Annotated in this window: 26 protein-coding genes; 6 read left to right on the forward strand and 20 right to left on the reverse strand. The window is 66.4% G+C overall.

Features of this window, described 5'->3' with window-relative positions:
• Positions 1 to 31: 31 nt before the first annotated feature.
• Positions 32 to 1,129: a quinolinate synthase NadA gene (nadA, locus tag EDC62_RS03455; protein WP_211330904.1), complete on the reverse strand. Its 1,098-nt coding sequence runs from the start codon at positions 1,127 to 1,129 to the stop codon at positions 32 to 34.
• A 2-nt stretch (positions 1,130 to 1,131) separates the two neighbouring features.
• Positions 1,132 to 1,998, reverse strand: coding sequence for a carboxylating nicotinate-nucleotide diphosphorylase (nadC, locus tag EDC62_RS03460; protein ID WP_124220461.1), 867 nt, complete (start codon positions 1,996 to 1,998; stop codon positions 1,132 to 1,134).
• A 62-nt stretch (positions 1,999 to 2,060) separates the two neighbouring features.
• Here nadC and panB point away from each other — a divergent pair, with 62 nt between their 5' ends.
• Complete coding sequence (gene panB / locus EDC62_RS03465; RefSeq protein WP_124220463.1) at positions 2,061 to 2,945, forward strand: 3-methyl-2-oxobutanoate hydroxymethyltransferase; 885 nt, start codon at positions 2,061 to 2,063, stop codon at positions 2,943 to 2,945.
• A 49-nt stretch (positions 2,946 to 2,994) separates the two neighbouring features.
• Positions 2,995 to 3,852 (forward strand): pantoate--beta-alanine ligase, encoded by an 858-nt coding sequence (gene panC, locus EDC62_RS03470; RefSeq protein ID WP_124220465.1) that lies wholly within the window; start codon positions 2,995 to 2,997, stop codon positions 3,850 to 3,852.
• A 180-nt stretch (positions 3,853 to 4,032) separates the two neighbouring features.
• Here panC and EDC62_RS03475 read toward each other — a convergent pair whose 3' ends face one another.
• From EDC62_RS03475 to EDC62_RS03490, 4 genes are read right to left on the reverse strand one after another with little or no spacing between them, the layout of a single operon-like run.
• The gene (locus tag EDC62_RS03475; RefSeq protein ID WP_124220467.1) at positions 4,033 to 5,058 is read right to left on the reverse strand and encodes an NAD(P)H-dependent glycerol-3-phosphate dehydrogenase; all 1,026 of its coding nucleotides are present in this window, start codon (positions 5,056 to 5,058) and stop codon (positions 4,033 to 4,035) included.
• Positions 5,059 to 5,095: 37 nt separating this feature from the next.
• Positions 5,096 to 5,551 carry a protein-export chaperone SecB gene (gene secB / locus EDC62_RS03480; RefSeq protein WP_124220469.1) on the reverse strand — a complete coding sequence of 152 codons (456 nt, stop codon included), beginning with the start codon at positions 5,549 to 5,551 and terminating at the stop codon, positions 5,096 to 5,098.
• Between the two features lie 41 nt (positions 5,552 to 5,592).
• Positions 5,593 to 5,853, reverse strand: a complete 261-nt coding sequence (grxC, locus tag EDC62_RS03485) for a glutaredoxin 3 (protein ID WP_124220471.1) — start codon at positions 5,851 to 5,853, stop codon at positions 5,593 to 5,595.
• 18 nt (positions 5,854 to 5,871) lie between these two features.
• Entirely contained in the window at positions 5,872 to 6,288 is a 417-nt protein-coding gene (locus EDC62_RS03490; RefSeq protein WP_124220473.1) for a rhodanese-like domain-containing protein, read from the reverse strand.
• 92 nt (positions 6,289 to 6,380) lie between these two features.
• On the opposite strand from EDC62_RS03490, the gene gpmA reads away from it, so the two are divergent.
• The 4 genes from gpmA to EDC62_RS03510 all read left to right on the forward strand — a co-directional run bounded on the left by gpmA (position 6,381) and on the right by EDC62_RS03510 (position 9,877).
• Positions 6,381 to 7,127: a 2,3-diphosphoglycerate-dependent phosphoglycerate mutase gene (gpmA, locus tag EDC62_RS03495; RefSeq protein WP_124220475.1), complete on the forward strand. Its 747-nt coding sequence runs from the start codon at positions 6,381 to 6,383 to the stop codon at positions 7,125 to 7,127.
• 49 nt (positions 7,128 to 7,176) lie between these two features.
• Positions 7,177 to 8,637: a S41 family peptidase gene (locus tag EDC62_RS03500; RefSeq protein ID WP_124220477.1), complete on the forward strand. Its 1,461-nt coding sequence runs from the start codon at positions 7,177 to 7,179 to the stop codon at positions 8,635 to 8,637.
• A 66-nt stretch (positions 8,638 to 8,703) separates the two neighbouring features.
• Positions 8,704 to 9,459, forward strand: coding sequence for a HesA/MoeB/ThiF family protein (locus EDC62_RS03505; protein WP_124220479.1), 756 nt, complete (start codon positions 8,704 to 8,706; stop codon positions 9,457 to 9,459).
• A 133-nt stretch (positions 9,460 to 9,592) separates the two neighbouring features.
• Positions 9,593 to 9,877 (forward strand): BON domain-containing protein, encoded by a 285-nt coding sequence (locus EDC62_RS03510; RefSeq protein WP_245968727.1) that lies wholly within the window; start codon positions 9,593 to 9,595, stop codon positions 9,875 to 9,877.
• Positions 9,878 to 10,052: 175 nt separating this feature from the next.
• Here EDC62_RS03510 and EDC62_RS03515 read toward each other — a convergent pair whose 3' ends face one another.
• From EDC62_RS03515 to EDC62_RS03580, 14 genes are all read right to left on the reverse strand, one after another.
• Complete coding sequence (locus EDC62_RS03515; RefSeq protein WP_124220483.1) at positions 10,053 to 10,952, reverse strand: DUF429 domain-containing protein; 900 nt, start codon at positions 10,950 to 10,952, stop codon at positions 10,053 to 10,055.
• 84 nt (positions 10,953 to 11,036) lie between these two features.
• Positions 11,037 to 11,459 (reverse strand): BLUF domain-containing protein, encoded by a 423-nt coding sequence (locus EDC62_RS03520; RefSeq protein WP_124220485.1) that lies wholly within the window; start codon positions 11,457 to 11,459, stop codon positions 11,037 to 11,039.
• 22 nt (positions 11,460 to 11,481) lie between these two features.
• Positions 11,482 to 12,177 (reverse strand): GTP cyclohydrolase I, encoded by a 696-nt coding sequence (gene folE / locus EDC62_RS03525; protein WP_124220487.1) that lies wholly within the window; start codon positions 12,175 to 12,177, stop codon positions 11,482 to 11,484.
• Between the two features lie 269 nt (positions 12,178 to 12,446).
• Positions 12,447 to 13,700 carry a cardiolipin synthase ClsB gene (gene clsB / locus EDC62_RS03530; RefSeq protein ID WP_124220488.1) on the reverse strand — a complete coding sequence of 418 codons (1,254 nt, stop codon included), beginning with the start codon at positions 13,698 to 13,700 and terminating at the stop codon, positions 12,447 to 12,449.
• Positions 13,701 to 13,707: 7 nt separating this feature from the next.
• Positions 13,708 to 14,454: an endonuclease/exonuclease/phosphatase family protein gene (locus EDC62_RS03535; RefSeq protein ID WP_124220490.1), complete on the reverse strand. Its 747-nt coding sequence runs from the start codon at positions 14,452 to 14,454 to the stop codon at positions 13,708 to 13,710.
• Between the two features lie 39 nt (positions 14,455 to 14,493).
• On the reverse strand, positions 14,494 to 15,024 hold the full coding sequence (gene nudB, locus EDC62_RS03540; RefSeq protein ID WP_124220492.1) for a dihydroneopterin triphosphate diphosphatase: 531 nt from the start codon (positions 15,022 to 15,024) through the stop codon (positions 14,494 to 14,496).
• Positions 15,025 to 15,030: 6 nt separating this feature from the next.
• A complete protein-coding gene (locus EDC62_RS03545) occupies positions 15,031 to 15,747 on the reverse strand; it encodes an ABC transporter ATP-binding protein (protein WP_124220494.1) in 717 nt (238 codons plus the stop codon).
• Position 15,748: 1 nt separating this feature from the next.
• Positions 15,749 to 16,525 carry an ABC transporter ATP-binding protein gene (locus tag EDC62_RS03550; RefSeq protein WP_124220496.1) on the reverse strand — a complete coding sequence of 259 codons (777 nt, stop codon included), beginning with the start codon at positions 16,523 to 16,525 and terminating at the stop codon, positions 15,749 to 15,751.
• Positions 16,526 to 16,535: 10 nt separating this feature from the next.
• Positions 16,536 to 17,615: a branched-chain amino acid ABC transporter permease gene (locus EDC62_RS03555; protein ID WP_124220498.1), complete on the reverse strand. Its 1,080-nt coding sequence runs from the start codon at positions 17,613 to 17,615 to the stop codon at positions 16,536 to 16,538.
• A 19-nt stretch (positions 17,616 to 17,634) separates the two neighbouring features.
• Positions 17,635 to 18,564 carry a branched-chain amino acid ABC transporter permease gene (locus tag EDC62_RS03560; protein WP_124220500.1) on the reverse strand — a complete coding sequence of 310 codons (930 nt, stop codon included), beginning with the start codon at positions 18,562 to 18,564 and terminating at the stop codon, positions 17,635 to 17,637.
• Between the two features lie 238 nt (positions 18,565 to 18,802).
• Positions 18,803 to 20,146 (reverse strand): replication-associated recombination protein A, encoded by a 1,344-nt coding sequence (locus tag EDC62_RS03565; protein ID WP_124220503.1) that lies wholly within the window; start codon positions 20,144 to 20,146, stop codon positions 18,803 to 18,805.
• The gene (gene lolA, locus EDC62_RS03570) at positions 20,143 to 20,820 is read right to left on the reverse strand and encodes an outer membrane lipoprotein periplasmic chaperone LolA (RefSeq protein ID WP_425469941.1); all 678 of its coding nucleotides are present in this window, start codon (positions 20,818 to 20,820) and stop codon (positions 20,143 to 20,145) included. Before lolA ends, EDC62_RS03565 begins: the two co-directional genes overlap by 4 nt.
• A complete protein-coding gene (locus tag EDC62_RS03575) occupies positions 20,817 to 23,162 on the reverse strand; it encodes a DNA translocase FtsK (protein WP_124220505.1) in 2,346 nt (781 codons plus the stop codon). The genes lolA and EDC62_RS03575 overlap by 4 nt, the downstream gene beginning before the upstream one ends.
• A gap of 196 nt (positions 23,163 to 23,358) precedes the next feature.
• On the reverse strand, positions 23,359 to 24,033 hold the full coding sequence (locus EDC62_RS03580) for a Crp/Fnr family transcriptional regulator (RefSeq protein ID WP_124220507.1): 675 nt from the start codon (positions 24,031 to 24,033) through the stop codon (positions 23,359 to 23,361).
• Positions 24,034 to 24,167: the final 134 nt, after the last annotated feature.

Here is a 24,167-nt window from a genome sequence, read left to right on the forward strand (position 1 = left end):
CGGCAAAAATAAAACCCAGCGCGCCAGAACCTCACACCGCACCCAGCTCGGGCACCAGCGCGCCGGCGTTTTGCCCGCTGCGTTGCGCGGCGGTGAACGCGAGCATGCGCTCGATCGGCAGGCGCGCACGGTCGATCAGCGCCGCATCCACGGTGATTTCGTTGGCGCCGGTCTCGAGCACGCGCGCAACACCCGCAAGCCCGTTCATCGCCATCCACGGGCAGTGCGCGCAGCTCTTGCATGTGGCGCTGCGTCCGGCGGTGGGGGCCTCGATGAACACCTTGCCGGGGTTCTGGGTGCGCAGCTTGTGCATCATGCCGCTGTCGGTGGCCACGATGAATTCACGGGCATCCATCTCGCGCGCGGCTTTGAGGATGGCCGAGGTCGACCCCACCGCATCGGCCAGCGCCACCACGGCCGCGGGGCTTTCGGGATGCACGAGCACCTTGGCGCCGGGGTGCTCGCGCATGAGCGACTGCAACTCGAAGGCCTTGAACTCGTCGTGCACCACGCACGAACCCTCCCACAGCAGCATGTCCGCACCGGTCTGCTCGCGGATGTAGCCGCCCAGGTGCTTGTCGGGCGCCCAGAGGATTTTGTGGCCTTTGTCTTTGAGCGCGCGCACGATGTCGAGCGCGCAGCTCGAAGTCACCACCCAGTCGGCGCGCGCCTTCACCGCGGCGCTGGTGTTGGCATAGACCACCACCGTGCGGTCGGGATGCGCGTCGCAAAAGGCGCTGAAGGCGTCGATCGGGCAGCCGAGGTCGAGCGAGCAGGTGGCGTCGAGGTCGGGCATGAGCACGCGCTTGTCCGGGCTCAGGATCTTGGCCGTCTCGCCCATGAAGCGCACGCCCGAGACGACGAGCGTGCGCGCGGGGTGCTCGCGCCCGAAGCGCGCCATCTCCAGCGAGTCGCTCACGATGCCGCCGGTCTCCTCCGCCAGGTCCTGCAAGTCCGGGTGCACGTAGTAATGCGACACCATCACCGCGTCCTGCGCCTTGAGCAGCGCGCGGATGCGCTCCTTGAGTGCCGCTCGCTCATGCGGCGCGGGCTCCACCGGCACACGCGCCCACGCATGGCGGGTGCTGCACGCGGGTTGTTCGTATTCGACATCAATGATCGTGTTCATGCTCAAAGCTCCTCGAAGCGCATCGAATAATCGGTGGCGACCACGTCCTTGGTCAGCGTGCCCATGGAAATGCGGTCCACACCGGTCTGCGCCAGTTCGGCCAGATTTTCCAGCCGCACACCCCCCGACACCTCGAGCACCGCCCGCCCGGCGTTGATGCGCACCGCCTCACGGATGGTCGCCAAGTCCATGTTGTCGAGCAGCACCATCCGAGCACCGGCGTCGAGCGCCTCCATCAGCTGCACGAGCGTCTCGACCTCGATCTCGATGAACGCGGCCTGGGGCGCCACGCGCCGGGCAGCCTCGAGCACGGGCCGAATGCCGCCTGCGGCCGCGATATGGTTTTCCTTGATCAACACCGCATCGTAGAGGCCGATGCGGTGGTTCGTGCCGCCCCCCACCCGCACCGCGTATTTCTGCGCCAGCCGCAGGCCGGGGAAGGTCTTGCGCGTGTCGACGATGTGCGCGCGGGTACCGGCCACCTCGGCCACGCAACGCGCGGTTTTGGTTGCAACACCGCTGAGCAGCTGCAGAAAGTTGAGCGCGGTGCGCTCAGCGCTGAGCAGGGCACGCGCATCGCCCTCGATGCGGACCACGCACTGAGCGGGCACGAGGCGCGCACCCTCGGTCGCCTCCCAGACGATGGACGCCTCGGGGTCGAGCGCCAGAAACGCGGCCTCCAGCCACGGGGCGCCGCAGAGCACGGCCGGCTCGCGCACCACGATCTGCGCCCGCGCCCGCCGCCCCGCGGGCACCAGGGCCGCAGTGAGGTCGCCGGTGCCCAGGTCTTCGGCCAGTGCGCGGCGCACGTCCTCGGCGGCCAGTCGGGCGACAAACTCGGGGTTTTGAAAATCCGTTTCGGTTGGCATGCGGCAAGCATAGCCGCATCGAATAGACTCGCGCCCACTGGCGCAACCACAACCCCAAGACCATGAGCCAAACCACACCTGCCCCCAGCGCGACGCCCTACGGAACGCTGCCCCCCGCCTCGCCCCTGCCGCAGCGGCGCCCGGTCAGCCTGCCGCAGCTGCATCAGATGCGCGCGGCCGGCGAGAAAATCACCATGCTCACCGCTTACGACGCCACCTTCGCTGCCGTGGCCGATGCGGCCGGGGTCGAATGCCTGCTCGTGGGCGACTCGCTCGGCATGGTCTGCCAGGGCCTCACGAGCACCGTGGGCGTCACGCTCGAAACCATGCGGTATCACACGGAAAGCGTCTCGCGCGGGCTGCGGCGCGTGCAGGGCACGGCCTGGATCATCGCGGACCTTCCGTTTGGCAGCTACCAGGAGTCGAAAGAACAGGCCCTGCGCAGTGCCGCGGTCTTGATGCAGGCGGGCGCCCACATGATCAAGCTCGAAGGCGGCGGCTGGACGGCGCCCGTGGTCGAGTTCCTGGTGCAGCGCGGCATCCCCGTCTGCGCGCACCTGGGGCTGACGCCGCAAACCGTGCACGCGCTCGGCGGCTACCGGGTGCAGGGCCGCGACGAAGAAGCTGCCGTGCTGCTGCGCCGCCATGCGCATGAACTTCAGGATGCCGGCGCGACGATGCTCGTGCTCGAAATGGTGCCTGCACGGCTGGCCGCCGAGCTGACCGCCGAACTCACCCATTGCCACACGATCGGCATCGGCGCCGGCAAAGGCACGGCGGGCCAGGTGTTGGTGATGCACGACATGCTCGGCATCAACCTGGGCAAGACGCCCAAGTTCGTCCACAACTTCATGGCCGATGCCGGCAGCGTGCGCGGCGCCATCGAAAGCTATGTCCGCGCCGTCAAGGAAGGGCGTTTCCCGGTCGACGAACTCCATGCGTGGTAAGCACCAGGCGCCCGCCGCAATCCGACCGAATCCCCCCACAACCCCATCGATGCAAATCGTTCACACGCTCACCGACCTGCGCGCCGCCCTCGCCGGCCGCGGCAAACCCGCTTTCGTTCCAACCATGGGCAACCTGCACGACGGGCATCTCGCCCTGGTCGAGCTTGCCCGCCCCCGCGGCGACCTCACCGTGGCGAGCATCTTCGTCAACCGGCTGCAGTTCCTGCCGCACGAAGACTTCGACAGCTATCCCCGCACGCTCGAGCGCGACTGCGAGCGGCTGCGTGCAGCAGGCTGCGACCTGGTTTTCGCGCCCAGCGAGCGCGACCTCTACCCCGAGCCCCAGACCTTCAAGGTCCAGCCCGATCCCGCCCTGGCCGACATCCTCGAAGGCCAGTTTCGGCCGGGTTTTTTCACCGGCGTCGCCACCGTCGTCCTCAAGCTCTTTGCGGCCGTGTTCGGAACCACCGGCGGCGGCGTCGCCGCGTTTGGCAAAAAGGACTACCAGCAGCAGCTCATCATTCGCCGGTTGGTCGAGCAGTTCATGCTGCCGGTGGAGATCCTCGTCGGCGAAACCCAGCGCGCCGAGGACGGCCTGGCGCTCAGTTCACGCAACGCCTACCTGAGCGAAGCCGAGCGCGCCGAAGCGGTGCAGTTGTCGCTGGCGCTGCGCGCACTGGCCCGCGACGCCCTCGCCGCGGCCGAGGGCCTGCCCACGCAGGCCGCAGCGCTCGAACAGCGTGCCATGCAGGCGCTGGCCGCGCGCGGCTGGCAGGTCGACTACCTCACGGTTCGCCGCCGCATCGATCTGCAGCCACCGCGCCCCGGGGACGGCAGCGGCGCACTGGTGGTGCTCGGCGCAGCACGGCTCGGGCGCACACGCCTGATCGACAACCTCGAAATTTGAAGCACGCCTGAGAAGCCCTCAGAGGCTGGGAGGGAATTGGGCGTGCCCGAAGGGGCGCCCCAAAACGCGCCCGAGTAGGCGCAAAGCACAGCCGTAGCTCGGGCTACGGCGCGCATTTGCAACGCCCTCTGGCGTGTTTTGGGGCGTCAAAGCGGGCATGACCCATTCCCTCTCAGCCTCTCAGGCTTCTTCTTTCGGGTCGCGCGACATCAGCGTTGCCAAGACGGCCTGCGGCGTCGCTCGGCCCTCGATCAAGGCGACTACGCCTTCGCTGATGGGCATTTCGACGCCCAACGCTCGGGCGCGCTGCACGGCCGTGCGGGCGGTGTAGACGCCCTCGGCCACATGTCCGAGCGAGGCCACCGCCTGCTCGAGGGTCTGCCCCTGCGCCAGCAACAGGCCGACGCGTCGGTTGCGGGAAAGATCTCCGGTCGCCGTCAGCACCAAGTCGCCGAGCCCGGACAGGCCGCGGAAGGTCTCCGCCCGCGCGCCCAGTGCCACCCCCAGCCGCGTCATCTCGGCCAGGCCACGGGTGATCAGCGCCGCCCGGGCGTTGCCCCCGAGCGCAAGGCCGTCGGCCACACCGGTCGCAATCGCCAGCACGTTCTTCACCGCGCCACCGACTTCCACGCCGACGATGTCCTCGCTGCCGTAGATGCGCAATTGCGGACCATGAAAAGCCGCGAGCGCCGCCTGTCGCACCCGCGGATCGGGGCTGGCGGCCACCAGCGCAGCGGGCAGGCCACGCGCGACCTCCTGCGCGAAGCTCGGACCGCTGAGCACGCCGGCCGGCAGCTCAGGCGCGACTTCAGCGGCGATTTCATGGCCCAAGCGTCCGTGGGCCACGGCGTCGGGCGGCCCAAGCGGCTGCTCGAAGCCCTTGCACAGCCAAATCACGGGCGAGCGCGTCGGCGCCAGCGCGCGGAGCACCCCCCGCAGGCCGGCCATCGGCGTTGCCACGACGCGCAAATCGGCATCGTCGGCGGCGGACGTCGGGCGCGCATCGGCCCCGAGGAGGTCCACTTCGAGGCGGTCGGGAAAAGAGGTCTGCGGCAGGTAGCGCAGATTGCACCGTTCCGAGCGCATCGTCATCGCCTGCGCCGGGTCGCGCACGAGCAGGCGCACCCGATGGCCATCGGGGTGGCGCGCTGCGGCAATCGCCAAGGCCGTGCCCCAGGCACCTGCCCCGAGGACGTCAATCTTCATCGCCTTGAACGCCGGCAACGCCCCGACCAACGCCTCATTACTGAACGGACGCCGCCCCTTCGGCCGCGGCCGCTTGCTGCTGTTGCTCGTACATGGCCTGGAAGTTGATTTCCGCCAAGTGCACCGGCGGATAGCCCGCACGCGTGATGAGATCCGCCACGTTGCCCCGCAGGTACGGAAAGACGATCTGCGGGCAGGCGATCCCCAGCACGGGCGACATTTGGTCCTGCGGCAGGTTGCGGATTTCGAAAATGCCGGCTTGCTTGCACTCGACGAGGAACACGGTGCGCTCCTCGATCTTCGTGTGCACGGTGGCGGTGACGGCCACTTCAAAAATTCCATCGGCCACGCCCGCAGCCTCGACGGCGAGTTGAATGTCCACGCTCGGCTGCTGCTGCTCGAGCAGGATCGCCGGTGCGTTGGGCTGCTCGAGCGAGGCCTCTTTGAGGTAGACGCGTTGGATCTGGAAAACGGGGGCGGCTTGTTCGGTCATGGATTTGAAGGGATAAGAAAAAGGAAACAGGAACGAAAGACTCAAGAACCCTGCAGCAGCGGCACCAAGCCGCCGCGAGCGTCGAGCGCCATGAGGTCATCGCAGCCGCCGACATGCGTGTCGCCGATGAAGATCTGGGGCACGGTGCGCCGGCCGGTGATCTGCATCATCGTCTCGCGGGCCGCCGGGTCGAGGTCGATGCGAATTTCCTCGATGGCCTGCACGCCTCGGGCCTGCAGGAGCTGTTTGGCGCGGATGCAGTAAGGGCAAACGGCCGTGGTGTACATCTTGACGGGCTGCATGGGGGACTCCTCGAAAAATCAGGCCGCAGTGCGCTCGACGGGCAAGCCCGCCTCACGCCAGGCGCGCAGACCGCCGGCGAGCGACACGGCGCGCTCGTACCCGAGCTTTTGCGCGATCGAGACGGCCCGGCGCGAGCGCACGCCCGAGGCGCAGACCAAAATCACCGGCGTCGACTTGTTCTTGACCACGGCGGGCAAAGACTGCTCCAGGCGCGACAGCGGCACCGACTTCGCCTGCGCCACATGGCCGGCGGCGTACTCGGCCGGCTCACAGACATCGATCAAGACCGCTTTTTCGCGATTGACGAGCAGCACGGCCTCGGTTGGCGTCACGCCTCCCGCCGCCGCCCCAGACCCCAGGGCCTGCCACAGCAGCATCCCGCCCGAGGTCAGCGCCAACAAAATCCACATCCAGTTATCAACGACAAACTTCATGAAAAACATCCTTTTCGGCACCGGCGAACGCCCGGCGCAATGGACGATTCTAGAATGGCGGGCTGTCTGCGCTCTGCCTCTCATATAAAACCATGTACCAACTCGTCCTCATTCGCCACGGGGAGTCCACCTGGAACCTCGAGAACCGTTTCACCGGCTGGACCGACGTCGACCTCACGCCCACGGGCGTTTCGCAGGCCATGGCTGCGGGCAAACTGCTCAAAGCCGAAGGCTTCGACTTCGACCTGTGCTACACGAGCGTGCTCAAGCGCGCCATCCACACGCTGTGGTACGCGCTCGACGAAATGGACCGCGCGTGGCTGCCCGTCGTCAAATCCTGGCGCCTCAACGAGCGCCACTATGGAGCGCTGCAGGGGCTCAACAAAGCCGATATGGTGCGCCAGTACGGCGAAGAGCAGGTACTGATCTGGCGCCGCAGCTACGACACCCCGCCACCCGCGCTCGACCCGGCGGACGCGCGCTGCGAGCGTGGTGACCCCCGCTACGCCAAGCTCAAGCCCGAAGAGGTGCCGCTGACCGAATGCCTCAAGGACACGGTGGCGCGGGTGCTGCCGTTCTGGGAGGAGTCGATCGCCCGCGCGATGAAGGCCGGCCAGCGGGTGCTCGTCGTGGCGCACGGCAATTCGATCCGCGCGCTGGTCACGCATCTCGACAACATCTCCGACAGCGACATCGTCGGGCTCAATATTCCCAACGGCATCCCCTTGGTTTATGAGCTCGACGCGGAGCTGCGACCGCTTCGGCATTACTATCTCGGCGACGCGGAAGCCGCCGAGCGGGCCGCAGCCGCCGTCGCAAGCCAAGGCAAGTCCTGCTGAACGGCGGGCAACATCGACGGGCGACCGCAGGGGTCAGAAAGCGAGAAACATGGGCTACAAATTCAAGGTGATGGGTTGGGTGTCGGCGGGCGTCCTCGCTGGCGCGCTCGCCACCGTATCGATCCAGACGATCGCCCGTGGCAGCCTCGAGCCTTTGCCGCTCGAAGAACTGCAGCAACTCGCTGCGGTGTTCGGCATCATCAAGACCGAGTACGTCGAGCCGGTCGACGAGAAAAAGCTCATCACCGATGCCATCTCCGGCATGGTCTCGAGCCTGGACCCGCACTCGCAGTATTTCGACAAGAAAAGCTACAAGGAATTCCGCGAAGGAACCACGGGCCGCTTCGTCGGGGTGGGGATCGAGATCACCCAGGAGGACGGCTTGGTGAAGGTTGTCTCGCCGATCGAGGGCTCGCCCGCGGATCGCGCCGGCTTGAAGACCGGCGACCTGATCACGCGCATCGACGGCACGGCGGTCAAAGGCCTGAGCCTCAGCGACGCCGTCAAGCGCATGCGTGGCCAGCCCAACACCCAGGTGACGCTGACCGTCTTCCGCAAGGACGAAAACCGAAGCTTTACCGTCACCATCACCCGCGAAGAAATCAAAGCCCAGTCGGTGAAGGCGCGCGTGGTGGAACCCGGCTACGGGTGGGTGCGGGTTTCCCAGTTCCAAGATCAAACCGCCGAGGACTTTGCCCGCAAGCTCGAAGAACTCTACCGACAGGATCCGCGCCTCAAGGGCCTGGTGCTCGACCTGCGCAACGACCCCGGCGGCTTGCTCGATGCGGCGATTGCCATCTCGGCCGCCTTCCTTCCTGAAAACGCCGTCGTGGTGTCGACCAACGGCCAGTTGCCCGAAAGCCGCGCGGTGTTCAAGGCCTCGCCCGAGTTCTATGCCCGGCGCGGCCCCGATCCGCTGCGCGTGCTGTCGGCAAACACCCGTGCGGCGCTGCGGACCGTGCCGCTGATCGTGCTGGTCAACGAAGGCTCGGCCTCGGCGAGTGAAATCGTCGCGGGCGCCCTGCAGGACCACAAGCGCGCGGTCATCATGGGCAGCCAAACCTTCGGCAAAGGCTCGGTCCAGACGGTTCGCCCGCTCGGGCCCGACACGGCCATCAAACTCACGACGGCGCGTTATTACACGCCCAGCGGCCGCACGATCCAGGCCAAGGGCATCGTCCCCGATGTGATGGTCGACGAAACCCCCGAGGGCAATCTGTTTGCTGCGTTGCGTCTGCGTGAGGCCGACCTCGAGAAGCACCTGAGCACCACCAACGGCACGGAGAACCCGGACCCCGCCGTGGAGCGTGAACGCGAGGCCGCGCGGGAGGCGGCGCGCAAGAAGCTCGAAGAAGAAGCCAAGAAGCCCGCTGCCGAACGCAAGATCCCCGAGTTCGGCTCGCCACAGGACTTCCAGCTTCAGCAGGCGCTCCACAAGCTCAAAGGCTTGCCCGTCGTCACGAGCAAAACCCAGACCGAGCGAACCGAAGAAGCCCAGCCCGCCAAATGAAGCCCGCAGCCCCTGCCCGGCGCGACCGGAGCGCGGCCTGCAAGCCTCGGCGGGGGCTGTCGCATGATGAACGACGAACAACTGCTGCGTTACTCGCGCCACATCCTGCTCGATGAAATCGGGGTCGAAGGGCAGCAGCGGCTGCTCGACGCCCATGCGGTCATCGTCGGTGCCGGGGGTCTGGGCTCGCCGGCGGCGCTCTACCTTGGCAGCGCCGGCATCGGGCGGCTGACGATCATCGATCACGACCAGGTCGACGCCACCAACCTGCAGCGCCAAATCGCGCACAACCGCGAGCGCATCGGCATGGCCAAGGCAAAGTCGGCCGCCGAGGCGATCGCGGCCATCAACCCCGACCCGGTGGTCGATGCCCGCGTACAACGGGCCGACGACACCCTGCTCGACGCGCTGCTGCCCCAGGCCGACGTCGTGCTCGATTGCAGCGACAACTTTGTCACGCGCCACCGGGTCAACGCGGCTTGCGTGCGGCACGGCCGGCCGCTGGTGTCGGGCGCGGCGATTCGGCTCGACGGACAGGTCTCGGTCTACGACACGCGCCGCGCCGATATGCCCTGCTACGCCTGCGTCTTTCCGCCGGCAGACGCGCCCGAGGAAACGCGCTGCGCGGTCATGGGCGTGTTTGCGCCCCTCGTCGGCGTCATCGGCACGCTCATGGCGGCCGAAGCGATCAAGTTGGTCGCCGACCTCGGCACCCCCTTGACCGGGCGACTGCTGATGTTCGACGCCCGCTCCAGCCAATTCACCGACATTCGCCTGCCCCGCCGGCCAGACTGTCCGGTCTGCGGCAGCCGCACCGCCTGACACCGGGCTTGCGCGCGGTTACGCCCTCGGCGCGCTGCGGGACCACACAATGCGGGCTATGAATCCTCTAACCCCCCTGAGCTCTGCACGTCCGTCGCTCCGTCGCCCCATGCACGGATGGAGTGCCGCCTCCATGCTCGCTCTGGCCTTGTGCCTGGGCATGACCGGTTGCGCCGTGGTGCGCGAACAGGAAACCCTGGGCGCCTATGTCGACGACGCGACGATCACGGCGACGATCAAGGCGCGACTGCTCGACGACACCACGGTGAGCGCCGCCGCGATCAAGGTTGAAACCCTCCAGGGCGTCGTGATTCTGTCGGGCTTTGCCAAATCCGCCGCCGAACGCGCCCGGGCAGAGCAGATCGCCCGCAGCGTGCGCGGCGTTCGCTCGGTGCAAAACAGTCTGATCGTTCGGTAACGCCTACGGCAACGCTGAATCAGTTCCCGTGATGGCGCGCGCCCGGCTGCGGGATGGGGTGCGAGGCGCAAACCACAGCCATAGCCCAAGCAATGGCGAGGATGTGCAACGACGCAGACCGCCCGCAGCCGGGATGCGCGGCGCGCGAGGGATTTGTTCAGGGTTGCCCTAAGGATCAAGCGCCCACGATCCAACCCTCGAGCGGATCGAAGGACGGCAAGCCCCAGCCGGGTGTGGCTCCCGAACGACGCCCCGCGCCCGTCAAGCGCTGCTCTTGGAGCCAGGCCCAGGCCGCTTGAGCGAGACAGAGCACCGCGTCGAGCCGGTCGCCGCGCGCATCGTCGAGCAGCGCCGCGCGATCGCGGGGCCGCATCCGCAGACGTATCTCCCATTGGGTGAGGCCTTGCTCCAGCGCAGCGACCAAGACCTGCCGCGCCGCCAGCCGCTCGGGAGTGCGAGCGGCAGCCGAGTCGCCTTTGTAGCTTCGCCGCCCCAGCACCGCGCGGGCCAGCATGCCCGGATAGGCCTCCAGGGCCACGCGGTCTGCGCGGCCCGGCGCCAGCCCCGGCATCAGCGCCTCGGCTCGACGCAGCAGAGGGACGCCCGCATGCATCATCCACGCCACCGGCGGGTTCACCCATTTCATGCTGGAACTCGATCCAGCGAGGCGATCGGTCGCCCGGTGCGCAAACTTGGCCCCCACCGGCCGCGCCGCGCAAAAACGGCGAAAAAGTTCCCGTAAGGCCTCGCGCGGCTGCGCGCCGTAGTGATCCATGCAGGCGGCCCAAACCGTCGGCCAGCCCAGCGCCTCGACGAGTTCGCGCGGCAACCCAAACGGGAAGTCGAATGCCCCCACCCAGGGCTCACGCTCTTCGGTCAGCCACTGCGCGAAGGCCTCGAGCGTTGAAAATCGCTCCAATTTCAGGAGCAACAAAGTGCCATTTTCTGCCGGCGATGACGGATTTTTCTCGCCGATCCGAGCAGGACGCCAGCGCCCCAGCGCCACGACGATCGGCTTGGCCGGGCTCGGGCTGCTGCTGAAGTCGCAGCCCAGGAGCAGAGGATCTGACTCCATTCAGTCGGGCGCGCCCGGGTGGATTTCAGAGCCCAAAACCGCCGGTGGGCTCCTGACGAGGCCCGGGAAGCGCTTTGCAGCGAATCAAACCCGACCGACGATGGAGGCGGTTGCCATCAGCTCCTCGAGCAAGGCCAGCGAGACGCGACCCGAGACGGCATAGGGGTCGAGTTCGGCGCGCTCGGCGTATTTGAGCAGCAGGCTGGTGTTGACGCGGCTGACGTTGACCTGGCCCATGGTCCAGCCGCCGAAGCGCCGCTCGGTGATTTCCTCGTAGTGCAGCAGCACCACATCCTTGTGGCGCGGGTCGCGCAGGATGTGGCCATAGAGCTCGTTGACGGCGGTGCGCCCGCCTTCGAGTGCCTGCAGAAAAATGCCGCCCCCGTAGCAGAGGATGCCGGTGATGCCCGAGGTGGGGTTGAACTGGCGCGATTGCGCGAGGATTTCTTCGATGACGGCGGGGTTGGGGTCCACCGCGCGGCTGGCGTAGAGCAGGCGTACGAGCATGGCAGCTGTCTTTCGGTCGGGTTCAGCGGGGAATGAGCGAGAGGAACTCTCGGCGCAGATTGGGGTCTTTGAGGAACACGCCGCGCATGACCGAGTTGATCATCTTGCTGTCCATGTCCTTGACGCCGCGCCAGGCCATGCAGTAGTGCGTAGCCTCCATGACGATCGCGAGGCCGTCGGGCGAGGTTTTGTCCTGAATCAGGTCGGCGAGCTGAATGATGGCCTCTTCCTGAATCTGCGGCCGGCCCATGATCCACTCCGCCAGGCGCGCGTACTTCGAGAGGCCGATGACGTTGGTGCGCTCATTGGGCAGCACACCGATCCAGACCTTGCCGATCACCGGGCAGAAGTGGTGGCTGCAGGCGCTGCGCACGGTGATCGGGCCGACGATCATGAGTTCATTGAGATGCTCGGCATTCGGAAACTCGGTGACCGTGGGCGCTGGCACATACCGCCCCTTGAACACCTCGCTCACATACATCTTGGCCACGCGGCGCGCGGTGTCGGCGGTGTTGTGATCGTGCTCGGTGTCGATGACCAGGCTGTCGAGCACACCGCGCATCTTTTCGGTCACCTCATCGAGCAGCTTTTCGAGCTCACCGGGCTCGATGAACTCGGCGATGTTGTCGTTGGCGTGAAAACGCTTGCGCGCGGCACGCAGCCGCTCCCGAATCTTGGTCGAGACGGGGGTTCCTTCGTCGGTGTCGGTCGGGGTCATCGTGCAGGCATTCGGAAAAACAGAGGAAGATCGTAACAGCCGCGGCAGCTGCCGTCGCACGGCTGCCGGCTCAACCCTGCCCGACGGCGGGTTGAGCCTTGCCTCAGGGCAACGCTGAATCAGTTCCCGTGATGGCGCGCGCCCGGCTACGGGATGGGATGCGAGGCGCAAACCGCAGCCATAGCCGAAGCTATGGCGAGGATTTGCAACGAAACAGACCGCCCGCAGCCGGGCTGCGCGGCGCACGAGGGACGTGTTCAGCGTTGCCCTCAGTAACTGCGGCCGATCAATGCGATGCCCAGCCGCACCAGCATCAGCGCAACCGCGTCGAGCAGACGCTGGTGCCAACGGCGCGCGACAAGATCGCTTCCGTCGATCGCACGAGCACCCCTGCGAATGGCGTCGCCCAGGCGCTCGTGCAACGCACGCGCGAAGCCCCCATCCTCGATGATGAGGTTGGCCTCATGCGCCAGCAGCAGGCTCAGGGGCTCGAGATTGGACGAGCCCACCGTGGCCCAAGGCCGCGGACCCTCGGGGTCGACCACTGCCACCTTGGCATGCAAAAAACTTTCCTGGTACTCCCAGATCTCGATGCCTGCCGCGAGCAGTCGCGCGTAAAGCGAACGCGCCCCATGGTGCTCGAAAAAATATTCATACCGCCCCTGCAGCAACAGCCGCACCCGCACGCCGCGGCGAGCCGCCGAGAACAGCGCTTGCAACACGCGGCGGCTGGGCAAGAAGTACGCGCTGGCCACGACCACCTCGGTGCGTGCCGTCGCGAGCGCGCGGCGGTAAGCACGCTCGATCGACTGGCGCTGGCGCAGGTTGTCGCGCAGGACCAGCGACGCCCGCGCCACCGGCCGCAAGCCCAACAGCGCGGCCCAACGCCGAAAAGCCTTCGGCTCGGCGGAGGCTGCGGGCGCCGGCGCCAAGGCGGCCTCGAGCGCCGCCATCGCAGGCTGCAACTGCGCCGACCGGGCCGCCCGCGCTGACTCGGTGCGCCACCATTGCTGCGCCATGACCTGCTGGGCCTGTTGCGCCACGGGGCCGGCGACCGCCACCGCGAAATCCAGCCGGGGCCGCGCGAGCAGCCCCCGTGCTGGGTCATGCCGATCGTCGAGCACGTTGATGCCGCCGCAGAACAGCAGCTGACCGTCCACCACGCAGAGCTTGCGGTGCATGCGCCGCCAGCGGCTGGGCAAGGCCAGACCGAGCGCCCCCAAAGGTGCGTAAACCACCCAGCGCACACCGGCCGAATCCAGCCGGCCCCGCCAATGCGCGTCCAGCGTGCGCGTGCCCACGCCATCGACCAAGACCCGAACCGCGACGCCGCGCAAGGCCGCGCGCTCGAGGGCCTGCACCAGCTGGGCTGCCTCGCCCTGGGGCTCGAAAATGTAGGTTTCGAGCCAAACCGATTCCGTCGCCTGCTCGATCGCCGCGGCCATCGCCGGGAAGAGGGACCGACCGCCTTCGAACAGACGGGCCGAAGTGTCGGCCGAGGGCGGACGAATCGTCGTCGCCATCGCTGCGTCAGCTCACGAAACGAAACTCCGCAATCAGCGGCAGGTGGTCGGACATGCGCGCCCAGATACGGCCCCGGGGCACGTGGATATGCAAGGGCTCGAGGCCACGCGCGTAGACATGATCGAGCTGCACGACCGGCAGCCGCGCGGGATAGGTGGGACAGCGCTGCGTGTCCGCCGAGCACAGCCCCATCGCGTGCATTTCGCGCTCGATCCGTGTGCCCCAATCGTTGAAGTCACCGGCGACGACCAGAGGCGCGGCGGCCGGGATTTCGCGCTCGATGTAGCGCCCGAGCTGCGCGACCTGGCGCAGGCGACTCGCCGGTATGAGCCCGAAATGCACCACGATCACATGCACATCGCGCCGCGCGACCTGCACCCGCGTGTGCAGCAGGCCCCGCTGCTCGAAACGATGGTCGGACATGTCCTCATGCCGACACTCGAGCACCGGCCAGCGCGAGAGGACGGCATTGCCGTGCTCCCCGTGCCGCGTCACCGCATTGGTGCGGTAGACGGCTTCGTAACCCTCAGGGGCGAGGAAATCGGCCTGCGGCAGATCCGGCCATTGCGTGAACTGCTCGGACAGCCGGCGATGATGCTTGCGCACCTCCTGCAGGCAGACGATGTCGGCATCGAACTGCTCGATCGCCAGCGCCAGGTTGTGGATTTCCAGCCGGCGCGCCGGCCCGAGCCCCTGGACACCCTTGTGGATGTTGTAGGACACCACCCGCAGGATTTGGGCGTCTCGACTCATGATCCCAAATCCGACAGTTGGGCGTGCCCAGGCGGGCCGTCAATTGCCGCACGCGCGATCATCGGCATCTTCGAGAAACCGCGGCAACATCAGGATCGCTTCGGCGTTGCTCGACGAAGCGCAACGGTCGGCCGCCGCACGCCAGGGCAACCAGACCGCGTGGCGATGTTCGGTCGGCGAGAGGCGCACGGCCACGGGCGCGTCGAGGGTCAGGCCGAACACGCGCTCGACATTGAAGACGACCTCGGGCGCATAGCGATGCCGCCACTGCGGATAGATCGGGTAGACGTTTTCGATGCCCCAATCGCGCAGCCGCGACTCGAGCGGGGATCCCACGCGGCAGTCGATCCCGGTTTCCTCGAACACCTCGCGACGCGCGGCCGCGTCGAAGGGCTCGTCCGGCCGGTCTTTGGCACCCGTGACCGATTGCCAATACGGAACGCCAGGCTCGAGGCCCGAGACCCGCTCGAGCAACAGCACGTCGAGATCCCGCGTGTGGATGACCACCAACACCGACTCGGGAATCTTCCAATGCTCCGGTCGGCCCGAAGCATGGGCACCGGCACCCACGGTGGCTCACTCGCCGAGGTACGCGGCCCGCACCTTGGGGTCGTCCAGCATGGCCCGCGCGGGGCCGCTCATCGTGATCTGGCCCGAATCCATCACATAGCCCCGGTCGGCAATCGACAGCGCGCGGCTGGCGTTTTGTTCGACCAGCAGGATCGTGACGCCCTGCCCATGCACTTCCTTGACCACCTCGAAAATCTTGTCGACCATGATCGGCGACAGGCCCATCGACGGCTCGTCGAGCAAGAGCACCTTGGGGCGGCTCATCAGCGCGCGCCCCATCGCCAGCATCTGCTGCTCGCCGCCCGACATCGTCCCCGCGAGCTGATCCTTGCGCTCGCGCAGCCGCGGGAAGATCGTGAACACGCGCTCCATGTCGGACGCGATGCCGGCCTTGTCCGAGCGGATGTAGGCCCCCATCAACAGGTTCTCGACGATGGTCATGCGGGTGAAGATCCCCCGCCCTTCCGGGACCATGGCCAGGCCCTGCTTGACCAGATCCCACGGACCCTGTCCGCGGATGCTCTTGCCGAGGTATTCGATGTCGCCCGCGTTGATCGGCAGCGTACCCGCGATCGCCTTCATGGTCGTGGTCTTGCCCGCGCCGTTGGAGCCGATGAGGGAGACGAGTTCGCCCTCATGCACCTCGAAGTCCACGCCCTTGACGGCCTGAATGCCGCCGTAGGCAACCTTGACGCCTTTGACCTTCAGCAGTGTCGTTGTCATGTCAGTGTCCTCCCGTGCCGAGGTAGGCCTCGATCACCGCGGGGTTGCTCTGCACCTCCGCCGGCGTGCCCTCTGCGATCTGCTTGCCATAGTCCAGCACGGTCACGCGGTCGCACAAACCCATGACCAGTTTGACGTCGTGCTCGATCAGCAGAATCGTGCGGTTGTCCTTGCGGATGCGGTCGATGAGCTCGCGCAGCATGACCTTCTCGGTGGCGTTCATCCCCGCAGCGGGTTCATCGAGCGCGATGAGCTGGGGGTCCGTGGCCAGCGCACGCGCGATTTCCAGGCGGCGTTGATCGCCATAAGACAGCGTGCGCGCCTTGAAATCGGCGTATTTGCCGATGCCCACATAGTCGAGCAGCTCACGTGCGCGCTGAGCAATGGCGGCCTCCTCGGCCAGAAAACCCGGGGTGTGGAAGATCGCACCGAGCAGCCCCGACTGGGTGCGGATGTGGCGCCCGACCATCACGTTCTCCAGCGCCGTCATTTCGGCGAAGAGCCGAATATTCTGAAACGTGCGCGCAATGCCGGCGCGGGCCACTTCATGCACCGCGGTCGGCTGATAGGGCTTGCCCGCCAGCTCAAATGTCCCGCTGTCGGGCGTGTACAGCCCGGTGATCACGTTGAAGAACGTGGTCTTGCCGGCTCCGTTGGGGCCGATGAGTCCGTAGACCTGCCCCCGACGAATGGTGATGCCCACGTCGGAGAGCGCCTGCAGGCCGCCGAAGCGCTTGGAGACGCCGGTGACTTTCAAAACGATGTCTGCTGTCGTCATGCTGTGCCTCTCACTTGACCTGCTGCAATGCCTTGCCATGCTCCGGCGCGGGCCACAGGCCGCGCGGACGCAACAGCATCACGACGATCATCGCCAGCGCAATCAGCAACTGACGCAGAATGGCTGCATCGAGCCGCCCGTCGGTCATCGCTTGCAAGGGGCCGGCGACATAACGCAGCACCTCGGGCAAAGCCGAGAGCAGCACGGCGCCCAGAATCACGCCCGGCAAATGCCCGATGCCGCCGAGCACGACCATGGCAACGATCATGATGGACTCCATCAGGCTGAACGATTCGGGCGAAATGAAACCCTGGAAGGCCGCGAACATCACGCCCGAGACGCCGCCAAACGTGGCACCCATGCCGAAGGCGAGCAGCTTCATGTTGCGGGTGTTGATGCCCATGGCCTTGGCCGCGATTTCATCCTCGCGGATGGCCATCCACGCACGACCAATGCGCGACAGTTCGAGGCGGTGGCTGATGACGACCGCAAACACGACCAGCACCAGGAACAGGTAGTAATAGGCCGAAACCGAGGCCAGCTCAAAACCCCCGATCGCGATCGGCCGGTTGAGATCGATTCCGAAGAACTTGATCGAATCGATCTGACCGATGCCCTTGGGTCCGTTGGTGATGTTGATCGGCGCATCGAGATTGTTCATGAACACGCGGATGATTTCGCCGAAACCCAGCGTCACGATGGCCAGATAGTCGCCGCGCAGCCGCAGCGTCGGCGCCCCGAGCAACATACCAAAGAAAGCTGCAAGCCCGGCGCCCACGGGAATGATGAGCCACAGCGGCATGTGCAGACCCGCCGGGAACATCGCCGCGATGGCCGGGAAATTCTGCGTCAGGTGGGGTGAGGCCAGCAGCCCGTACATGTATGCGCCGACGGCAAAAAACGCCACATAACCGAGGTCGAGCAGGCCCGCATAGCCGACCACGATGTTGAGGCCTATGGCCAGCAGCACATACAGCAGCGCCATGTCGGCGATGCGAACCCAGGCGTTGCCGAAGCCTTGCAGCACCAGCGGGACGATGAGCAGCGCCAGGCCGCCCGCGAGCATCAGAACCGTCTTGTTCGATTTCATGATCGAGACTCTCCCTAGTTCAAGCGCGGTCGGCGACACGCTCACCCAGCAAGCCCGAGGGCCGCAAGGTCAGCACGAAGATGAGAACGATGAAGGCGAAGATGTCCGAGTAATGGCTGCCCAGGACGCCGCCCGTCAAAACCCCGATGTAGCCCGCGCCGATCGATTCGATGAGCCCCAACAGAATGCCGCCCACGACGGCGCCGGCCAGGTTGCCAATCCCGCCGAACACCGCCGCCGTAAAGGCTTTGAGTCCGGGCAGGAAGCCCATGGTGTGCTGCACCGTTCCGTAGTTGGACGCATACATCACGCCCGCAATCGTCGCCAGGATCGCGCCGATGACAAAGGTGGCCGAAATGACGAAGTCAGGCTTGACCCCCATGAGCGCGGCCACGCGCGGGTTCTCAGCCGTCGCACGCATCGCGCGGCCCAGGCTCGTGTAATTCACGACGTACATCAGCGCCGCAAGCGACACCGCCGTGAGCCCGAGAATCATGATCTGCGTCGACGTGATCACCGCGCCCCCCACGTCGAAGGGCTCGACCGGCAGCAGCGTCGGATAGGGCTTGTAGTTGGGCTTCCAGATGATCATCGCCAGCGTCTGCAGCAGAATCGACATACCGATGGCGGTGATCAGCGGCGCGAGCTTGGGGCTGTTGCGCAGCGGCCGATAGGCGACCTTCTCGATGGTGTAGTTCAGCGCCGCGGCGACCACGCAAGAGATCGCAAGCGCAATGAGCAACACCAGCCAGCCCGGGGCACCCGGCATCGACGACTGCATCCAGCCGATGATGGTCCAGCTCGTCAAGGCGCCGACCATCAGCACCTCGCCATGGGCAAAGTTGATGAGGTTGATGATGCCGTAGACCATGGTGTATCCCAGGGCCACCAAGGCATACATACTGCCCAGGACCAGACCGTTGATGATCTGTTGCAGCAGAATTTCCATATGTTTCTCCGTTTCGATAAGCGGATCGGAGCAGCATGGCCTGCCCGCGGGTGCGACAGGCCGCCCCGGATCGACACGAGCCTGATGGGTGCGCGCGACCATCCAGCAAAAAGCCCGCCGGGTGTGGGCCAGTGGCGGGCGTGGGGGCGATTGTAGCCAAGGCCATCGCAGCCAAGGCCGTGGATGAGGGCGGGTTTACCCGGGGCAACGCACGGTGGCGTGGCGCCCCGTGCGGGCTTCACCCAGGCCCCGAGGGACCATCGGCCGCGTCGGGTTCCGCGGCGGCAGCGCTGCGGTCCCGGGCGCGCAGCTGCGCGAGCCGCTCGGCGATACGGATCTCGAGGCCGCGGTCGACCGGCTCGTAAAACCGCTGCCCTTCGAGGCCCTCGGGCCAATAGCTTTGCCCCGCCGCGTAGGCCTCGGGTTCGTCGTGCGCGTACCGGTAGCCGCGCCCATAGTCGAGCTGTTTCATCAGTGCGGTTGGCGCATTGCGCAGATGCATCGGAACCGGTCGAGTCGCATCGGCCTTCACCCACGCGCGCACCGCGTTGTAGGCCTTGTAGACCGCATTGGACTTCGGGGCCACCGCCAGATAGACGACGCACTCGGCCAGAGCCAGTTCGCCTTCAGGGCTGCCGAGACGCTCGTAGACCTCGGCAGCATCGAGCGCCAAGCGCAGGGCGCGCGGGTCGGCGAGCCCAATGTCCTCACTCGCCATGCGCACCAGCCTGCGCGCGAGGTAACGCGGGTCGGCTCCGCCATCGAGCATGCGCACGAACCAGTACAGCGCGGCATCTGGGTTCGAGCCACGAACGCTCTTGTGCAAGGCGCTGATGGTGTCGTAGAACTGATCGCCCCCTTTGTCATAGCGGCGCAGGCGCTCGCCCAGCACGCGCTCGAGCCAGGCCACGGTCACCGTCTCGACCGGTTCGCGTCGCGCCACGAGCGCGAGGGTTTCGAGCGTGTTGATCAACCGTCGGGCATCGCCATCGGCGAACGCGACGAGGCGCTCGACTGCTGTAGTTTCAATAGCAGGAAGTGCTGATTTCTCGCCGGCACGCCGGAGAATTTCTTTCAAATCTTCGGATTCGAGCGGCTTCAGGACATAGACCCTCGCGCGCGACAGCAGCGCCGCATTGACCTCGAACGAAGGGTTTTCCGTGGTCGCGCCGATGAAGGTGAACAGCCCGCTTTCGACATGCGGCAGAAACGCATCCTGCTGCGCCCTGTTGAAGCGATGCACCTCATCGACGAAGACCAAGGTGCGCTGGGGTGCCAAGCCGCTGCGCGCGGCCTCGGCGCGCTCGACCGCGTCGCGGATTTCCTTCACGCCACCGAGCACGGCGCTGATCGAAATGAATTGCGCATCGAACGCGTCGGCCATGAGCCGCGCGATCGTCGTTTTGCCCACGCCCGGCGGCCCCCAGAGGATGCAGCTGTGGGGCTGCCCGGTCTCGAACGCCAGTCGAAGCGGCTTTCCTTCGCCCAACAAATGCTGCTGACCCACCACCTCACCGAGCGTGCGCGGGCGCAGCTGCTCGGCCAGCGGGACGGCCCCAGGCAAGCCCGCTGCTGGCGTCATGGCCGCAGCACATCCGCCTTGGGCGGCGGTTTGAACTGGAACAGCGAGGCAGGAAGAGAGGGGTTGCGCTCGAAGTCCGAAAAGCGCAGCGTCGAGCGCTGACCGAACGCATCGAGAATCTCCAGAGCCACGAGATCGACCCCGCCGCGCCCCTCCCGCAGACCGACGCGGATCGACTGCAACGCCCCTTCGGCTTGGCGGGGTCGTGCCAGCACCCATTGCAGGCCCTCGACCTCCGGCCCATTTTCGAGCACAAAGTGGTTTTGCAAGGCGCTCACGCTGCTGGCGGTGGCGACGATGGCTGCCGGTGTCGAGGCGAGGGTCTGGGCCTGTGGACGAGCCGTCACCTGGTTGAGGTCGACATCGTAGAGCCACAAGGTTTGTCCGTCCGCAACGATGATCTGCTCGAACGGCTTTTTGTAGTCGAAGCGAAACCGCGCCGGGCGCTCGAACGCAAACACGCCGCTCGACGTCTTGGTCCTCGGCGCGCTACCCTCACGCCCCGGTGCGGTCACGGTCTGGACGAAAGCCGCCCGGCCACTGCGGGTGCCGCGTATGAACGCATCCAGTTGCTCGATCGCAGTCGGCTGCGCGCGCACACCCGCACCCAGCATCGCGAAGCCACTCGCCAGGAGCAGGCGGCGTCGGCGGATGGCAAAGCCGGGCGTACTCATTCGCCGCCCCCACGGCCGCCGACGAGGATGTCGCGCTGGCCGCTGCTGGTGAGCGCGCTGACCAGGCCGGCTTTCTCCATGTCTTCGAGCAAGCGCGCGGCGCGGTTGTAGCCGATGCGCAGCTTGCGCTGCACGTAAGAGATGCTGGCCTTGCGGTCCTTGAGGACGATCTCCACCGCCTGGTCGTACATCGGGTCTTTTTCGCCACCGGCCTCGCCATCCTCGCCGAAGCCGCCGTCCTCGCCCTCGCCCGCGCCGCCTTCGAGCAGGCCCTCGACATATTCGGGCTCGCCCAGCGTCTTGAGGTAGGCCACCACGCGATGTACCTCATCGTCGCTCACGAAGGCGCCGTGCACGCGGATCGGAAAGCCCGTGCCCGAGGGCATGTAGAGCATGTCGCCCATGCCGAGCAAGGCCTCCGCGCCCATCTGGTCGAGGATGGTGCGGCTGTCGATCTTGCTGCTGACCTGAAACGCGATGCGTGTGGGGATGTTGGCTTTGATGAGGCCGGTGATCACATCCACGCTCGGGCGCTGCGTCGCCAGGATCAGGTGGATGCCCGCTGCGCGGGCTTTTTGCGCCAGGCGGGCGATCAGTTCCTCGATCTTCTTGCCCACCACCATCATCAGGTCGGCCAGTTCGTCGATCACCACCACGATGTGCGGCAGGCGATCGAGCGGCTCGGGCGCCTCAGGCGTGAGGCTGAACGGGTTGCCGATGGATTCGCCGCGCGCCTTGGCTTCATCGATGCGGGCGTTGAAACCGGCGAGGTTGCGCACGCCGAGCTTGCTCATGAGCTTGTAGCGCCGCTCCATCTCGGCCACGCACCAGTTGAGCGCGTTGGCCGCCTGCTTCATGTCGGTGACGACCGGCGCAAGCAGGTGCGGAATGCCCTCGTAGACCGACATCTCGAGCATCTTCGGATCGATCATGATGAGGCGCACGTCTTTGGCCTCCGCCTTGTAGAGCAGCGAGAGAATCATCGCGTTGATGCCCACCGACTTGCCCGAGCCCGTGGTGCCAGCCACCAACACATGCGGCATCTTCGCCAGATCCGCCACCACCGGGTGGCCGACGATGTCCTTGCCCAGCCCGATGGTGAGCAGGCTCTTGGCGTCGTTATAAACCTGCGAGCCGAGGATTTCCGACAGGCGGATGGTCTGCCGCCGCGCGTTGGGTAGCTCTAGCGCCATGCAGTTCTTGCCCGGTATCGTCTCGATCACGCGGATCGATACCAGGCTGAGCGAGCGCGCCAGATCCTTGGCGAGGTTGACGATCTGCGAGCCCTTGACCCCCGTGGCCGGCTCGATCTCGTAGCGCGTGATCACCGGCCCCGGCGAAGCCAGCACCACCCGCACCTCGACACCAAAATCCTTGAGTTTTTTCTCGATCAGCCGGCTGGTCATCTCCAAGGTCTCGGGCGCGACCGACTCTGGATGCACGGGCGGCGCATCGAGCAGGTCGATCTGCGGCAGGCGACTGTCGACGATCTCCTGGAACAAGGGCTTCTGCCGCTCCCGCGCCACGCGCGCGCTCGGCGCCGGCTCAGTCACGGGCACGGCAGCGACCCGCACCGGCACGGGCGGATGGTCCTCACTCTGCCGCCGCTCCACCTCCACGACCGCCTCGCGCTCGAGGGCGGCCTGTCGGCCCAGGGCTGCATCCTCGGCCTGCTCGCGCCGCGCGCGCCAGGCCTCGATTCGGCCTTCGATCCATGCACCCAGACCCTCGGCGACCCGGGCCCACGAAAACCCCAGCACCCACGATACCGAAAGCAACAACAGCCCGATCGCAGTCAGCGCCGAACCGGTGTCCCCCAACCATTGCAACACCCACGGGCCCAACCATAGTCCCAGCACCCCGCCCGCCTTGGCCGGCAACAGCGCATCGAGCCGATGCAGGCGCGACCACTCGAGCGTCGCACTCGATGCCAGCAAGAGCAACAAGGCCAGCCCCCATCCCGCCCGCGCCCAGCCCGACCGGGAGGCCGCGCGACCGGCCGCCTCGTACGCCGTCCAGCGCCGCCGCACGGCCCGAAGCCCGGCCACGGCCCCCGCCACCCACAGCCACCAAACCGAAAACCCGAACGCATACAGGCCGAGATCGGCAATCCAGGCCCCCAGGCGCCCCGCCCAATTTCGAACCGGCGCGCCCTCCAGCCCCGAGGTCGACCATGCCGGATCCAGCGGGGAATAGGTCAAGAGGGCGATCAGCGCCAGCACCCACACCAAGACCGCAACCCCCAACAGGGCTTCATGGACGAGGGTCGGTCGGGCATCGTCGCCGGTTTCGGCAGCGATCGCCCCACGCCGCGAGCGGGAAGCATCAACGAAGGATGTCATGCGAACGCAAGGAAGCAGCGGCTTTTCGGACGAATTTCCAAGGCGGAAAAATTTGAAAACAATGCGGCGGTGATGTGCGTGCATCGGCGGGCTGAACTCCCGGAAAACCGGTCGCGACGCGCACCGCCGAGCAGCCGCAAGCATACGGCATCCCGGCGCGCCGCCTGCGTCGACGCCCCGCGAGCCGCCCCCGCCCTCAGCCGAGCTCGCCGAGGTGTTGGTGGATCAGCATCGACCCATCCTCGGCATATTCGACCAGGCCGCGATCCTCGATGTCCTTCATCACGCGACTGACCATCTCGCGCGAGGCGCCCACCATTTTGGCCAGATCCTGACGCGACACTTTCTCACGAATGACCAGCTCTCCCGTGGCGGTGCGCGTCGCCCGCTCGAGCAACACCCGCGCGACTCGCCCGTACACATCCAGCAGGGCGAGCGACTCGATCTTCTGGTCGGCACGGCGCAAGCGCTGCACCAAGGCCCGCATGACCGCATACGCCATCGAGGTGTTCGCGGGCAGGCAACGGGCGAAGTCTTCACGGGAGAGTTCGAGCACGTCGGTTTGGACTTCTGCGACCACGGTTGCCGAGTGCGGCTCGTCATCGATCAAGCTCATTTCCCCGAAATGTTCGCCGGGGAATAGCGTGGCCAGGATCACCTCCCGGCCGCGAGCGTCGCTGGCAATGACCCGCGCGCGCCCAGTGAGCACGATGTAGAGCTTTTCCGCCTTGTTACCCTGTTCGACGATGCGTTCGCCGCGCCGAAACCGCCGCTTGACCACCGCATCGGCAATCAGCTCGGCCTGCGCGTCGGTCAGCAGCGAAAACAGGGGAACCCTTCGAATCAACTCACGGTTTGAAAGCAAAGCCATGACACCTCCCTGTTCACGCTGAACCCGCCCCAGTAAAAGCGCGTATCCGGCCATGTGGAACGGGATTCAGCGCTGCTTAAGCCCCGTCAGTAAAATGGACCTTCACTTGCGATACCCCTGGAACCGTTCAACGA

It is taken from the genome of Tibeticola sediminis, from assembly GCF_003843835.1.
GTDB lineage: Bacteria > Pseudomonadota > Gammaproteobacteria > Burkholderiales > Burkholderiaceae_C > Tibeticola > Tibeticola sediminis.